The sequence below is a fragment of the Caulobacter sp. GW821-FHT10A06 genome (genome assembly GCF_059415805.1).
Genome location: NZ_JBWKNY010000001.1, coordinates 591,769 through 606,631, shown reverse-complemented (window position 1 = coordinate 606,631; position 14,863 = coordinate 591,769). Strand labels below are relative to the sequence as shown.

9 protein-coding genes are annotated in these 14,863 nt (G+C 68.2%); 2 read left to right on the top strand and 7 right to left on the bottom strand.

Features of this window, described 5'->3' with window-relative positions; translation table 11 throughout:
• Positions 1-65 precede the first annotated feature (65 nt).
• The 5 genes from AC07NF_RS02560 to AC07NF_RS02540 form a co-directional block, all read right to left on the bottom strand.
• Positions 66-893 (bottom strand): helix-turn-helix transcriptional regulator, encoded by an 828-nt coding sequence (locus AC07NF_RS02560; protein ID WP_494631323.1) that lies wholly within the window; start codon positions 891-893, stop codon positions 66-68.
• Positions 894-898: 5 nt separating this feature from the next.
• Positions 899-1,354 (bottom strand): DUF2147 domain-containing protein, encoded by a 456-nt coding sequence (locus tag AC07NF_RS02555; RefSeq protein ID WP_492811109.1) that lies wholly within the window; start codon positions 1,352-1,354, stop codon positions 899-901.
• Between the two features lie 113 nt (positions 1,355-1,467).
• Positions 1,468-2,196, bottom strand: coding sequence for a response regulator transcription factor (locus AC07NF_RS02550; RefSeq protein ID WP_492811111.1), 729 nt, complete (start codon positions 2,194-2,196; stop codon positions 1,468-1,470).
• Positions 2,197-2,319: 123 nt separating this feature from the next.
• Positions 2,320-5,559, bottom strand: a complete 3,240-nt coding sequence (locus tag AC07NF_RS02545) for an autotransporter family protein (RefSeq protein WP_494631325.1) — start codon at positions 5,557-5,559, stop codon at positions 2,320-2,322.
• A gap of 122 nt (positions 5,560-5,681) precedes the next feature.
• Positions 5,682-6,386: a LamG domain-containing protein gene (locus AC07NF_RS02540; RefSeq protein WP_494631328.1), complete on the bottom strand. Its 705-nt coding sequence runs from the start codon at positions 6,384-6,386 to the stop codon at positions 5,682-5,684.
• A 104-nt stretch (positions 6,387-6,490) separates the two neighbouring features.
• On the opposite strand from AC07NF_RS02540, the gene AC07NF_RS02535 reads away from it, so the two are divergent.
• Positions 6,491-8,752 (top strand): glycoside hydrolase family 88 protein, encoded by a 2,262-nt coding sequence (locus AC07NF_RS02535; RefSeq protein ID WP_494631330.1) that lies wholly within the window; start codon positions 6,491-6,493, stop codon positions 8,750-8,752.
• A 13-nt stretch (positions 8,753-8,765) separates the two neighbouring features.
• Positions 8,766-10,127 carry a glycoside hydrolase family 28 protein gene (locus tag AC07NF_RS02530; RefSeq protein ID WP_494631331.1) on the top strand — a complete coding sequence of 454 codons (1,362 nt, stop codon included), beginning with the start codon at positions 8,766-8,768 and terminating at the stop codon, positions 10,125-10,127.
• On the opposite strand, the gene AC07NF_RS02525 is transcribed toward AC07NF_RS02530, so the two are convergent.
• Both AC07NF_RS02525 and AC07NF_RS02520 read right to left on the bottom strand, forming a co-directional pair.
• Positions 10,124-13,468, bottom strand: coding sequence for a DUF4450 domain-containing protein (locus tag AC07NF_RS02525; RefSeq protein WP_494631333.1), 3,345 nt, complete (start codon positions 13,466-13,468; stop codon positions 10,124-10,126). The two genes, AC07NF_RS02530 and AC07NF_RS02525, sit on opposite strands and share 4 nt — an antisense overlap.
• Positions 13,469-13,484: 16 nt before the next feature.
• The gene (locus tag AC07NF_RS02520) at positions 13,485-14,813 is read right to left on the bottom strand and encodes an oligogalacturonate lyase family protein (RefSeq protein ID WP_494631335.1); all 1,329 of its coding nucleotides are present in this window, start codon (positions 14,811-14,813) and stop codon (positions 13,485-13,487) included.
• Positions 14,814-14,863 lie beyond the last annotated feature (50 nt).

Below are 14,863 nucleotides of genomic sequence, written 5' to 3'. Positions count from 1 at the left end.
CCTGAAACCTCGGTGAGGCAAGGCAGCACGGCGCGGCCGGCGGAACTTGGGGTTTGTTGCGGTGGCTAAGCCGCCTGCCGCCACGCCCGGGGCGAACAACCGAACGCCTCGCGGAAGGTGTGGTTGAAGTGCGAGAGGTCGTTGAAGCCGACGTTCAGGGCGATCGTGGTGATCGGCGCCTTGGTGTCCAGCAGCTGATCGGCGGCGGCCTTCAAGCGCGCCCCGATCTGGAACTGACGCGGCGTCTCCCCCGTCACGTCCCGAAACGCGCGGATGAAGTGGTAGCGCGACAGGCCCGCATCGGCAGCCAGCTGCGTCAGCGGCAGGGTCTCGGCATAACGGCGCTGGACGTCGTGGGCGACCTCGCGCACCCGGCCGTGGTCGATACGGCTGGCGTCGCGGCGGCGCACGCGGCGGCCCAGGGCCAGGGCGGCGGCGGTGACGGCGACCACCGCCTCTTCCTGAGGACGACTATCGCGCGCCAGCTGGCGGATCGCGCCATACAGCGGCGCGGTCTCGCGGCCGGAGGCGACGGTCGCAACGGCGAAGCGGCCGTCAGCGCAACGTAGATCCTCGGCCAGCTCGTCCATCAGGATGTCGTCCAAGGCCAGAACGGCCCGGCGATTGCCGGCCCCGTCCAGGTGCAGGCAACCGAAGCTTTCCTGCGCATTGCCCAGCACGATCGCGCCGGGCGTGGCGGTCGCCGAGCCGACGGGGGTCTGGTAACCGAACACACCCGACACCACCGCCCCGATTGCCGAGCGCGCATAACGGTGGCGAGCCAGGGTCCGGGCGGGCGCGGCGCAGCTGACATCGCCCGCGCCGTAGAGGCCGCCCCGGCTGGCCAGGACGGGACCGTCCACCTCCACCCGGAACTCGGCCCCTTCCGACATGGGCCCTAGAGCGCCCGGCCGGTCGACGCCGAAGCGGTGTCGACCCGCGTCCACACCTGGGTCTTGCACAGGACCAGGAAGCAACCCTTGGCGCGCAGCGAGGCGCGGTCCAGCAGGCGCATCTGGCCCGAGAAAGTCATGTCCAGGTCGGGCACGTAGACGCGCCCCTTCCATTCGTTCGGATCGGAAGCTGAGAAGTCACGCAGCAGCTGCATGCCGACCAGGTCTTCGTTTTTCTTCTTCTTCACGTCGGCGCGCGCGTCAGGATTGGCCCAGACGACATAGCCGCAGGTGCGGGTCTCGCACGGCTTGATCTCGATGTGGACGCTGCCCTTGGGATTGCGCCAGACACCATAGACGTCGCTCGCCTTAAGCGGCGTGACATCGGCGGCCAGCGCTGCGCCAGCCAGGCTCGACAGCGCCACAACGGCCGCTGCCAGCAGCGTATTTCTACGGCTCATGAAGCCCTCTTCCAACTCTCTAGACACGCGCCACCCGGATCGCGGGCGCACGCTAGACTGCGAAGAGAAGCAGGTGAAGCCGTCAGAATCTGGGCGGCGACGGTTTTCGTCTCTCAGTCGACGAGGATGCTCTCGACCGGCACGGTCAGCAGGTAGCCCTGGCCTCGCACCGTCCGGATCAAAAGGTCGCCGCCCTCGACCCGCGCCAGCTTGGCCCGCAGGCGGCTGACGATGACGTTGATCTGGCGCTCGTGCTCGGAGCGGTCGCCGGTGTTGGGATCTTGCAGCAGCCGGGCGCGCGGCACGATCTGCTGCGGGCTGGCCAGCAAGGTGCTCAGCAGGGTGAACTCGCCCGAAGACAGCTCGACGCTGCGCTCATAGGGGTCGAACATCTGCCGGGTGATGATGTTCAGCCGCCAGCCGTCGAAGCGGTAGATATTGGCCTTGTCGTCGTCGCGGCGCACCCGCAGGCCCGCCTGGCGCCGACGCAGCACCGAGCGGATGCGGGCCAGCAGCTCGCGCTGGCGATAGGGCTTGGCCACATAGTCGTCGGCCCCGATCTCCAGACCCACCACGATGTCGCTCTCGTCGGCCATGGCGCTGACCACGATGACGCCCGGCTGGGGTTGCTGGCTGCGCAGGCGGTTGCAGACCGAGAACCCGCCCTCGCCCGGCAGCATGATGTCCAGCACCACCGCATCGACCGGCACGGTGGTCAGGATCTTGTCCATCTGCCGCGCCGACGAGGCGGTGACCACCTCGTACTCGTGCCGACACAGCAGGTCGTGCATCTGCGACCGCGCGGACTGGTCCGCATCGAGAAGTAAGATCCTTTGCCGCATGCCCGTCACTCCGTCCTCTGTCGCGGCTAAGGCGTAGCTGGGCGGAGCGGCGAAAATACTTTCCGTTTGTATTGCGAGGTTCGCAATTAAGGCGCGATTGTGGCCAAATCCTCATGCAAGAAGCTAGAACATCGCCCGTCCCGAGAAGCGCATGTAGTAGCGGGTGGTCTTCTTGGCCGCCTCCGCCCCGCCTTCCAGCGCCAGGTACGACAGGGCCGAGCCCGCGCGGATGGCGAAGCCCAGGGTCGCCGCGCCCTGCTTGTCGGCGATCGAGGTCAGGGTGAAGCTCTCTCCGTCCCGGAACCGCGCCACGGTGTCGTCGATGCTGCCCGACAGCGTCTTGCGATAACCGACCCGCAGCTCAGGCCGCCACCACACTGCCTCGCCGAACTGCGCGCCCAGCACCAGACCGACATCGCCACTGAGATTGCTGAACGCTCGCGCGTCGCGGATCAGGTCGAAGCCATCGCCGCCGCCCGTCTCGCTGCGTTTGCCTTCCGAGAAATAGAGATAGTCCAATCGCGTCTCGGGCCGGATGAACATGCGGCCGATCTTCTGCTCGTAGGCGACGCCGGCGAAGGCGTTGGCGGTCGCGCCGTTCCAGTGGGCGACATTGGTGACCGAGGCGTCGGCTACGCCGTCGCCATTGACGTCCTCGCTGTAGAAGCTGCGGTCGCCGGTCAGCCAGCCGTAGCCCGCCCCGCCGCCCAGGTTGAAGCGCCAGCCGCCCACCGCGCGCCGCCAGTAGAGCCCTGCCTGGACCATCGTATTGACCGTGTGCTCGCCGGCCTTGGCGGTCGTATCGTGTTCCTCGACATTGACCATGGCCAGGGTGACGCCCAGCGCTCCGCCTGCATCGCCCATGGCTTCGTAGCCGGCCACGAACCCGAAAGCCGCTGCGTCCGAGCCCTGATCGGTCCCGTCCTCGCGCTTCACCATGGTATTGATCTGCTGCACCCAGATGCTGTCGGGGCCATAGCGGTCGCCCAGGTCGGGGCGCACGGCGGTGGCGGCCGAGATCTGCTGGTTCACCGACTGCAGGGCCGAGAACATGCCCAGCCCCTGGTCGGGCAGCATCTGGTTGTAGAGGTTGTAGAAGCCGTCGCGGGTGTTCTGGGCCAGGAAGGCGCTGGCGATGTCCTCGTTCTTGGACAGCGCCGCGAACACCGCGTCATAGGCCGAGCCCTGGTTGGTGGTCATGCCGGCCTCGGTGGCCGTGCGGCGGCGCACGTCGATATTGATGCTGTTCCCCGACTGATAGGCGTTGGCCACATAGAGGTACGGCGCGCTGCCCAGCAGGTCCTGGTCGATCGTGCCGGCGGTCAGGCTGCCGGCCTGGATGACCTCGAAGGTCGAGGCGTTGGTCAGCAGGTTATTGAGCACCAGCCCCAGCTTCGTCCCCGACTCGATCGTGGCCGTGTCGGCGATGATGCGACCCCAGGTCCCGGCGGCCGGGTCGACGCTGAAGACCAGCTTGCTGGCGGCGCCCAGGCTGAGGTTGGTGATCTTCAGGTCATTGGTGTTGGTCAAGGCGAGAATGCCGTCGCCGATGCTGATGTTCAGCCGGCCGTCGCTGTCGGACAGGCTGGTCAGCACATAGGCGCCGCCGTCGATCTTCAAGGTGTCGAGGCCAGCGCCGAAGTCGATCGCGCCGATCACCGAGCCGTTCAGGATGTTCAGGGTGTCGTCGCCCGCGCCGAACAGGATCTTGCCGATGATGGCCGGCTCGTCGGCGTCGTCCACGCCGTCGCCATCCGTGTCGGTGTCGGCCACCCCGTCATCGCCGTCGTCCCCGTCATTGACGCCGGTCTGGGTGATGGTGACGCCGGTGGTGTTCTTGGAGACGTCGATGGCGATGGCCTTGCCGGTGATCGTCTCGTCCGAGGCGTCGGTATTGTCGTCGTCGGTGTCGTATTCGTCGTCGGTGGCCACGACATAAGCGGCGATCGTGCGGGTGTTGTTGATCGTCGTCAGCGTCCCGGCCTCGTCGAGGATGGCGTAGGCGTTGCCCTTCTCGCCCGACACCGTGGCGGTGATCACCCCATCGTTGTTCAGCACGCGCGAGACCGCGCCGGCGTCGATCACCAGCGCCCGGGCCGAGAACGCGCCCTCCGACACCGTCGAGGCGCTGATCGAGCCCTCGTTCCAGATGGTGTCGGCGATCGCGCCCGCCTTCAGCCGTAGGCCGTTGGTCTGGGCCTCATAGCCTCCGGCCGTGATCGAACTCGTCACGCGAATGCCATTGGCGAGCAAGGTCTCGTAGCCCGCGTCGCCGCCGATCTGCACGCCGGTGGTCTCGACCCCGTCATAGACGCTGGCGGCGCTGACCGAGCCGTTGATGACCAGGCCATAGGCGTTGTCGCCCTCGCCCACCGCGCCGATCGTCACCGTGTTAGTGTTCGAGCCGATCTTCAGCGCCGGCGCGCCGCCATAGACCGAGATCGACGCCGTGCCTTCCGCGTTGTCGGCGACGCCGTCGCCGTCCTCGTCGTCGGTGGTGTCGTCGTTGGTGTCGGTCGGCGGCCGGTCCAGCAACACCCCGCCGGAGACATTGGCCGTAATGTTGACCCCGCCGCCGCCTTCCAGCTTGTCGTCGGCGTCCAGCAGCGCCCGGTCGTCGGGATCGCTGTAGCGCGAGGTGACGCGGTAGCCGGTCGAATAGACCGAGCCCTGCAGCACGAACGCCCCTTCGATCGGCGCGTCGACCGCCACCCCGACCGAGCCTTCGCCGATGACGCTGGTCGAACCCTCGATCTGGACCTTTCCAGTGACCGGCGCGGCGATATGGACGCCATAGCCGCGATCGCCGGTGACGCTGATCGAACCGGAGTGGACGAGGTTGCCGACCAGCGGCGCCTCGATGCTGATCCCCGCCGAGTCCATGCCCTCGATGGTGATCGTGCCGGTGTTGGTGATCGCGCCGGTGAAGGGCTGGTCGCCGGTCAGCCGGATGCCGTAGCGCCGATAGCCCTTGGCGAGGAGGCCGTCGTAGTCGCCATCCTCGTCGGTGTCTTCATAGTCGTAGTCCTCGGTCAGGCTGATCGAGCCGGCGCTGGTGACGCTGCCCGTATGGCCGCCGATGACGAGGATGCCGACCGAATCGTCGACACCGACGCTGGCCAGGCCGCCGTTCATCGTGACGGCATTGTCGCTGTTCAGGGTGACGATCCCGCCCGCCGTGCTCAGCGTGATGACGCCGTCTTCGGTCACCTTCACATCGTCGGCGGCCCCGTCGTTGGGGCTGGCGGTGGTGATTGGCGTGGTCCGCGTGCTGCTGGTGACCTCGACCTCGGCGAAGGCATGTCCGGCATACAGGAGCAACGGGGCGGCGGCGGCCGTGGCGACGAGAAGCTTGCGCGGCATCGGGAACCTTCGAGGACAATCCCCGAAGGCCTAGCCGCCACGCTTGGCGCTCGCGTGGCTGGCTTGTTTCCCGTCCGCCGCGCCGCGCAACCTGGCGCAGCTTCCAGTGACGTTTCGAAAGGTTAGCGTACGCCGGTGAAGTGTTTGGGCTCCAGATAGTGCCGCGTGAAGCGGGCCTCGTGGACCGCGCCCTTGAAGAAGTCGACCTTGTTCATCCGCGAACCGATCGAGGCCCGGCCCGGCCCCTGCGGCTTGAACGGCACCTCGGCCTCGCCCTGGAGGACGCCGTTGACATAGGCGCGATACATCTTGCCGTCGAAGCTCTGGGCGACGTGGAACCACTGGCCGACCGGGAAGCGCTTGTCCGGGAAAATCAGGGTGTGCTTGTAGCCCGGCCCGGTAACGAAAGCGTCCAGCCACCACTCGGTCCCGACGGTGCGGATCTCGAACAGGAACCGCGTGGTCGAGGGCGGCGCGCCTTCCGGGGCCATCTCCTGCAGGTGGAACCAGCGCTGGGCCTCGTTGCCGCCGTCCGGGCGGAACACGGCCTCGAAGGTCCAGGTCTCGGCCCCGGCCAGGGGGTGCTGCTCGACGAAGAGCACATCCTGGACGCCGTCGAACTGGACGGCCTTGCCGACGGGGCTGTCGATGATCTTGGGCGCGCCCTCGGCATGGGCCTCGATCCCGCCGATCTTGGTCAGGTTGTCGAAGGTCCAGACGGCCTGGTCCTTAAGCTTCTTGCCGGCCGAGGCCGATGTCGCCAGGCCCAGGACGGGCAAGGCGGCGGCCGCGGCCAAAGCCTCGCGGCGGCTCCATTCGAGCGTCATATCATCTCCCCGATTTTCTTTTCACGCGTTCCACTTTGTGGCATAGGCTTCCACATAATGACAATGACACCGGTTGCAGTGGCATTGGGCGGAGGAAATCACGGATGTTTCGAGTCGTCTCCAACCACCGCACCTTGATCGCCCTCGCGCTTGCCGGCACCGCGCTGACGACAGGCGCGATCGCCCACGCCGCGCCGGCCCGCGCCCCCAAGACTGCCTCGGCGAAACAGGAAGCCCTGCCCTCCGCCGACGCGGTGCTTGCGGTACTGAACCGCGCCAATTCCGCCCAGATCAAGGCCATGCGCGCAGAGCCTATTCCGCTGACCACCGGCGGGGCCGTGCGCGAGATCTCGTCCAACTGGGTCTCGGCCACCTACTATGTCGGCGCCGCGCGCCTGGCCCGCGTCACCCAGGACAAGGACACCCTGAAGTTCCTGACCGACGCGGCCGAGCACTACAACTACGCCCTACGCGGGGCCAAGACGCCCAAGAACATGCTGAACGCCGACGAGATGGCGATCGGCGACCTCTATGAAGAGCTCTATGCGCGCCGGCGCCAGGAAGGCGTGATCATGCCCCTGCGCCAGCGCCTGGACTGGGCTTTGCCGCACCTGACCCGCCAGCCGATCCCCGAGCACCTGGTCTGGTGGTGGAGTGACGCCCTGTTCATGGCCCCGCCCGTCCTGGCCCGGATGAGCGCCCAGACCGGCGACGCAAAGTATCTCAAGGCCATGGACACCCAGTGGTGGCGCACCTTCGCCCGCCTCTATGATCCGGACGAGAGCCTCTACTACCGCGACGAGCGCTTCATCGAGCGCCGTGACGAACAGGGCCGCAAGCTGTTCTGGTCGCGCGGCAACGGCTGGGTGATGGGCGGCATGGCCCGTGTGCTGGAGTCGATGCCGGCCGACTACATCCAGCGGCCGCGCTACGTCGCCATCTTCCAGGCCATGTCCAAGCGGATCGCCGGCCTGCAGCGCGCCGACGGCCTGTGGTCGTCCAGCCTGCTGCAACCCGACCGCTTCCCGGAAGCCGAGACCTCGGGCTCGGCCTTCTTCGTCTACGCCCTGGCCTGGGGGATCAATCACGGCGTCCTGGACCGCGCGACCTATCTGCCGGTGGTCGTGAAGGGCTGGAAGGGCCTGGAGGCCCAGGTGCTGCCCAACGGCATGCTGGGCGCGGTGCAGAAGACCGGCGACCAGCCCGTCACCACGGCTGCGGACGACATCGGCCCCTACGGCGCCGGCGCCTTCCTGCTGGCCGGGCTGGAGGTGATGAACCTCTCCAAGCCCGTGGCCGCCCTGCCCCTGGCCGAGCCCGCGCCGGACGCCGCCGCCTTCGTCGCCGCCACCATGCCGGTCCCGGCCGTGCCGCGCACCGTGCGCGGTCCCGAGGAAGAGGCCCGCCACGCCACCGAGATGAAGGCCGTCGCCGCCCTCGCCTACGACCCGCTGATCGAAGGCCCGGGCCTGGCCCCCGCCCAGGTCCCGCCCGCCGCGCCGGGCCAGCCGACGCCGCCCAAGATGATCTTCCGCATGGCCCCGCCGCCGACCGGCCAGGAGACGCCGCGCGCCACGGTCCGCTACGCGCCCGAGCGCTATGACGACATCCTGTGGGAGAACGACCGCACGGCCCACCGCATCTACGGCCCGGCCCTGGAGCAGTACGAGCCGCCCTCGACCTCGGGCGTCGACGCCTGGGGCAAGAGCGTCCGCTACCCGTTCATGACCCGCCAGCTGCGCACCGGCGACCAGCACGCCTATCACGGCGAAGGCATCGACTACTACAACGTCAAGACTTACCGCGGCGCGGGCGGCCTGGGCGTCTGGGACGGCGGCAAGCTGTGGGTGTCGCGCAACTGGAAGGACTACAAGATCCTGAAGGACGGCCCCGACGCGGCCTCGTTCAAGGTCAGCTACGCCCCTTGGAAGGTCGGGGATAAGCGCGAGGTCTGGGAAAGCCGGACCTTCACCCTGCCGATGGGCACCAACTTCACGCGGATGGTCTCGACCTTAGGCTCCAACGCCAAGGGCCCGATCACCGTCGCCATCGGCATCACCAAGGCCCCGACCGCCAAGACGGCCGGCGACCTGCGCGCCGACAAGGCCAAGGGCGTGTTCTCGTTCTGGGATGTCACCGACCCCGACAAGGGCACGATGGGCGTGTCGCTGCTGATCGATCCGCGCCAGATCGTCGACGTCGTCGAGACCGACAGCGACTGGCTGGTGCTGGTCAAGGTCACGCCCGGCAAGCCGTTCGTCTACTACATGGGCGCGGCCTGGGACAAAGGCCTCGACTTCCACTCGCGCGCCGACTGGGAGGCCTACGTGTTCGCCCAGAAGCCCGACTTCAACCCGGCTCACTAGGTCCGAGGCTCACATGCAACGACGCGCCCTTCTCCAGCTCGGCCTCGTGGCCGCTTCCGCCCCCACCCTGGCCCTGGCGGCCGGCAAGGCGATCCTGGCCAACGCCCATGGCGCGGTCGGCGACGGCAAGGCGCTGAACACCAAGGCCATCCAGGCCGCCATCGACGAGGCCGCCAAGACCGGCGCGACCGTGGCCCTGAAGCCGGGCGTCTACCGCACCGGCTCGATCTTCCTGAAGTCGGGCGTCACCCTGCGCCTGGACAAGGGCGTGACCCTGCTGGGCTCGCAGAACCTCGCTGACTATCCGGAAATCGCGACCCGCGTGGCCGGCATCGAGCTGACCTGGCCGGCGGCGCTGGTGAATGTCTACAAGCAGAAGAACGTCCGCATCGTCGGCGAAGGGACGATCGACGGCGACGGCAAGGTGTTCTGGGACAGCTACTGGGCCCTGCGCCGGAAATACGATCCCAAGGGCCTGCGCTGGGCCGCCGACTATGACTGCAAGCGCCCGCGCCTGATCCAGGTGTTCGACAGCGAGAAGATCGAGCTGGCCGGGCCGCGCCTGCGCCGTTCGGGCTTCTGGACCGTGCATGTCTGCTACTCGCACGACATCCACGTCGCCGACCTGGAGATCCGCAACAACGAAGGCGGCCGCGGCCCCTCGACCGACGGCGTCGACATCGACAGCTCGCACGACGTGCTGGTCGAGCGGATCGACGTGGCCTGCAACGACGACGCCCTGTGCCTGAAGGCCGGCCGCGACGCCGACGGCCTGCGCGTAAACCGGCCGACCTACAACGTCGTTATCCGCGATTGCGTGATCCGCGACGCCTCGGCCGGGATCACCTTCGGCAGCGAGACCTCGGGCGGCTTCCACGACATCAAGGTCGCGGGCCTGACGGTGCACAACCCGACCCCGGTCGGCATCCTGTTCAAGTCGGCCCATACGCGCGGCGGCACGGTCAAGGATATCGACATCGCCGGCATGGTCCTGCACGACGTGCCGACCGTCCTGCGGGTGAACCTGAACTGGAATCCCAGCTACAGCTATGCCGAGATCCCGGCCGGCATGACCGACGTGCCGCCGTACTGGAAGGTGATGACCCAGCACGTGCCGCCGGAACAGGGCCGCTGCCGCCTCAGCGACGTGCGCATCAAGGACATCAAGGCCATCGGGGCCAAGACCGCCTTCGAGGTCGCGGCCTTCCCCGACCTGCCGCTGGAGCGCTTCGCGTTCGACAACCTGGACCTGGACGTCCAGGCCGGCGGCCGCATCGCCAACGCCAAGGACTGGACCTTCACCCGCAGCAAGGTCGACACCCTGGACGGCAAGCCGCCCGAGGTCTCGGCCTCGACGGGCGTCACGGGGCTTTAGTTCGGGCGCTCAAGCGTGACGGCCATCAGGCCGATCACCACCTCGTTGGCCGTTGTGCGCACCGTCAGGTCGCGCAGCGGCTTGCGGGGGTCCAGCGCCAGGGACAGCACCGTGGCCGCCCCGCCAGGCACCTCGCGGCCCTGGCCCTTGAAGGTCACGGGATCCAGAACCCGCACCTGGCCGGTCGCCAGGTCCACGCGCGTGGGCGGCGGCGTGTCGACGCGGAACTGGTAGTCGTCGAGGAAGAAGTCCTCCTCGATCGGCCACCAGGTGTCGGGATTGCGCAGCGCCAGACGGGCCGTCGTCCCGTCCTGATAGGTCACCACCACCTCGCCATTGTCGAAGCGGCTCTGCATCGGATTGGTCGAGCCCGCCATCAGCAGGTGGACGCGGCTGGCCTTGCCCGACAGCGGCGTGACGGCCTGCTTGGGGTAGTTGTCCCACAGCGACGTGAAGGCGATGTTCGGGACGTCGGCCGCGCCCGGCGTGCGGAAGACCACGCCCGACGGCGTCGTGATCTGGCCGCCCTGCCCGGCCGCGACGCGGCGCAGACCCGCATCGTCGATCGTCGCCATCTGGTTCACATGCCCGGCCCAGCCGCCCAGGCCTTGCGCCGGCACACCCAGCGACGGACCACGCGGCCGGGGCGAGCGGTACTTGTTCTTGGCGTAGATCGCCGTGACGCGGTCGTTGAAGGTGATGGTGACGGGGTCCATGCGGCCGGCGACAGTGACCGGAACCGCAGACGTCGCCGGCTTGGCGGGAACCGGACCGGCGACCGGCGCCAGCCAGGTCAGGCCGTTGCGCGAGACGCGCTGGAAGCTCTTCGCCGATCCTGTCGCGGGACTGGCGACGGCCACGCCGCTCCAGCGCACGACGACCTCGACGGCCTTGTCGCCCGGCGCGGTGATCTCGATGGCCGGACCGCCGATGGCGTCGGACGCGGACTTCCAGGCCGCTTTCGCGCCGTCGATCTCGACGCTTGCCACGCCCTCACGCGGCGCCGGCAGGCGCAGAACCACGGTCTTGAAGCGGCGGTCGCCCGGCTTCAACGTCCAGCGATCTTCATCGCCCTGCCGTTTGAAGTCATAGGCGAAGGCCGGGTGCGCGATCGACGCGTGATCCCAGCTTGCCGGGAAACCCGGACGGATCGTCAGCGTCCCAGTCAATGCGTCGGGATGCAGGCCGAACAGCCCCTCGACCATGGTCCGCGCGGTCACCCCGGCGCTGTCGGCGAAGTCGCGCTGCGACTCGCGGCGGTAGACGTCCGGCCAGGCCAGAGTGCCCATGTTGCCGGGCGAGATGCCCATGAACATACTGGCCAGCAGGCCGCTCTTGGTCAGCCGGAAGGCCTCGTCGGCCCGCCCCGCCTGCCACAGGGCCAGGGCCGTGTGCAGGTTCTCCTGGGTGACGACATTGTTGATCGACCAGGCGTAGGGCAGCCAGTCCGTGCTGGCGTACATGCCGTAGGCCGCGTCGGCCGACACGCCCGGTCCCTTGATCGGGATACGCGGCAGCCGCGCCAGGGCGTCGGACATCCGCCAGGCGTCGGCCGGCGGAACGATCTCGGAATCGATGGCGTGGTAGTAGGTCCACAGGGCGAACGACGGGTGCAGCCGCTGCTCGCCCATCAGGTCCTTGTACTCGGCGAAGGCGCCTTCCTGCGGCATCCACAGCAGTTCGCGCATGGCCGCCTGGATGGCGTCGGCCTCGCGGTCGTAGGGCGTCGGGTCCTCGCCGATCAGCCGCGCGACCTTGGCGGCCATGCGATTGTGATAGGCTTGGTAGGCCGACGAATGGGTCGCCCCGCCGCCATTGTACGAGAGATGGTCGCTGGCCCAGATCTGGGCGTAGGCCTCGTAGAGCGGCAGCTTGCGCGGGCCGAATTCGCGGCGGAACAGCCGCTTCTCCCAGGCCAGGTGCCGGGCGATCGTCGGCCACAGGTCGCGGGCCAGTTTCAGGTCGCCCGACCACTCCAGGTGCCGGAACAGCGCGTCGATATAGACGGTGTTCATGTCGTAGTGGGAGTTCGACAGGTCGCCGTTCGAGTGCAGCGCCTTCTCGGCCCGCGCCAGGTTGGCGTCCTCGTCGGCTGGCGGGATCGCGGCCGGGATGGGCGAGACGTTCTGGCCCTTGGCCCAGTCACGGAAGTGGCGGTCGGCGCGATCGGCGCGGCCCAGGGCGTCCAGCCAGTACGGTCCACGCCAGCCCAAGAGCTTGGTGCGCCAGGCGACCGCGCCGTGCATGACCGCTTGCTGCGGCCCGTCCCAGGTGGCCTCGGCCCCGACGTTCAAGGCGGCCATGGCGGCGTTGATATAGGGATCGGGCGTCTCGATCCGCACCTGCGCGCGCAGGGCCTGGAAGTGGGCGCGAGCCTCTTCGAACCGCGTGGCCAGCTCGGCCTTGGCGAAGGCCGGCGGACGGGCGGTCGGTGTGACCTTGTCCTCGGGTCGGGCGGCCCGGACGGCCTTGTAGTCGGCCAGGTCATCGGCGACGCCGGGATCGACGCGTTGCAAGGAGAGGGTCAGCGGCGTGTTCGAGGACAAGCTGGCGCGGCCCAGGGCGACGCTGCCCTGCTCCGCGCCCTGGCTGGCCAGCAGACGCGGCAGATCGTTCCACGCCCCCGCCTCGCCCCGTTGGTAGCGGGCCGGGCCGCTGGCGGCGCCCAGGATCACCGCCTGGGGCGCGGTCAGCTTGAAGCCGTTGTCGTCCAGCCCGACGCGGTTGATCTCGGCGAAGGCCGGCTTGAACTGGAACCACTCGGCGATCGGGACCTTCTCGGTACCGATGTCGCCGTCGCGAGCGCCGCGCTGGCCGGTGATGCCACCGAACGCCCAGACCAGCTCCAGGCCCGGCGGCAAACCCGAGCCCTCGATCCGCAGCGACAGGCCCTCGGTCACGGCATAGGCCACGGCCTCGACGCGCAGCACGCCATCGCCCAGCAGCGGATCACGGATCTCGTAGATCAGCTCGCCAGGCCGGTAGCGGGTGGTGATCCTGGCCGCCTCATGCAGCCACTTCGCGCCGCCCGCGCTAACCAGGGCCAGCCGCAGATTGCCGCCGCGTCCCGGCAGGTAGAGCACGAACTCCGGCTTGTCGCCGCCGTCCACGCGGAACGCCGTGTCGCCGCCATAGAGCGGGCGGTTGAAGGTCTCGACGCCATTCTCGATGACGAAGTCGCCGCCGTCGGGCCGGTAGCGGATCGGTCGCTCGATGTTGTCGACAAGATTGGGACGAGGGCCGCCGACCGCCGCCGGCGCGGTCTGGGCCAAGGCCCCGCCGCTCGTGAGACTAGCGACAAGAACCAGAGCCAGACCGGCGCTGCGACGGATACCGTTCATTCCCGCTCCCCTCAGATCAGGCGCTCTTCTTGGCGACCTCGACGGCGTAGACGTGGTTGGCGCCGTGCATGTTGGACGTGAAGACGATCCACTTCTGATCCGGCGTGAAGGTCAGGTTCGGCTCTAGACGGTAGTCATGAGCCGACATGTCGACCAGTCGCTCGCTGGCCATCTTGTCCACGGTGATCAGGTCTTCGGTGTAGTACGGCAGGGCCGCGTCGCGGATGGTCTCGGGCCGGAAGGCGTAGAGCCATTTGCCGTCGGGCGCGTGGGCGACCATGTCGGCGTCACCGCCGTCGCCGGCGAACAGCACGCCGTCCTTGGCGACGTTGTAGTGCACCGACCACTCGTTCTGCTCGACCCGGCGATAGAGCTTCTTGCCCGTCGCCAGCTCGTGGCCGGCGATCCAGAACACCTGGCCGCGCGGGGTCTGCAGGTCGTACCAGACCCACTTGCCGTCGGCCGAGAAGAACTCGTGGCCGGCGATCTCGAAGTTCATGGTCCGGGTGTGGATCTTGGTCAGGCCCGTGCCGTCGGTGCGGATGGTCCAGATGCGGTCCACGCGGTGCCAGGGGCCTTCGTGGCAGAACATCACCTGGGCTGGATCGGCCGGCGAGAACTGAGCGTGGCCCAGCCACTTGTCCGAGGCGTGGATCACCTTGCGCTCGCCGGTCTTCAGGTTGACCGTGAAGATCTCCATCGGCGTCGGCGTTTCGAAGCGTTCGGTCATCCGCACGCCCTTGGCCTTGGCGAAGGACAGCGGCTTGCCGTCCGGACCGTTGGCCGCGTACTCGGCCTGGCCGAAACGCTTGCGGTCGTCGACGGTGTTGGGTTGCAGCGGCTTGCCGCCATAGGTCACGACACCAAGCAGCAGGGTCTCGTCCGCGTTGATCGAGGTGATCCCGCCCTGGGCCAGCTTGGCCACGACCTTGGCTTTACCGCTGTCGATGTCGAGGGCGTAGATGGTCTTGGGACGATCGGTCGGCTGGCCCTCACCAGGCGCCGTGACCGAGTAGTAGAGCCGCCGCGAATTGCGCGGGAAGAACAGCAAGTCCGCGTCCTTCGTCTTCGGCAGCGTGGTCAGCTTGAAGGTCGTGAGATCCACGAGGGCGATGCCCGACGGCGTGCTGATCGCCAGCTTATCGCCCTGGGGCGTGTAGCCGTGCTGGTGGAAGTAGAGGTTCTTGCTCCCGCCCTCCTCCGACAGGCGCACGATGCGGTGGCCGGTCTTGGGGTCGATCCAGTCTTTCGGAGCGGTCGTCGCCACCGGTGCCGGCTGCTGAGCCAGGACGGGCGTCGCCAGGGCCGCCGCGGCCAGGCCAAGAACGGTTCTGCGAGCGATCACGTCATATTCTCCGAAAAAGGTGGGCTCGGCGCGAGGAATGGATCACGCCG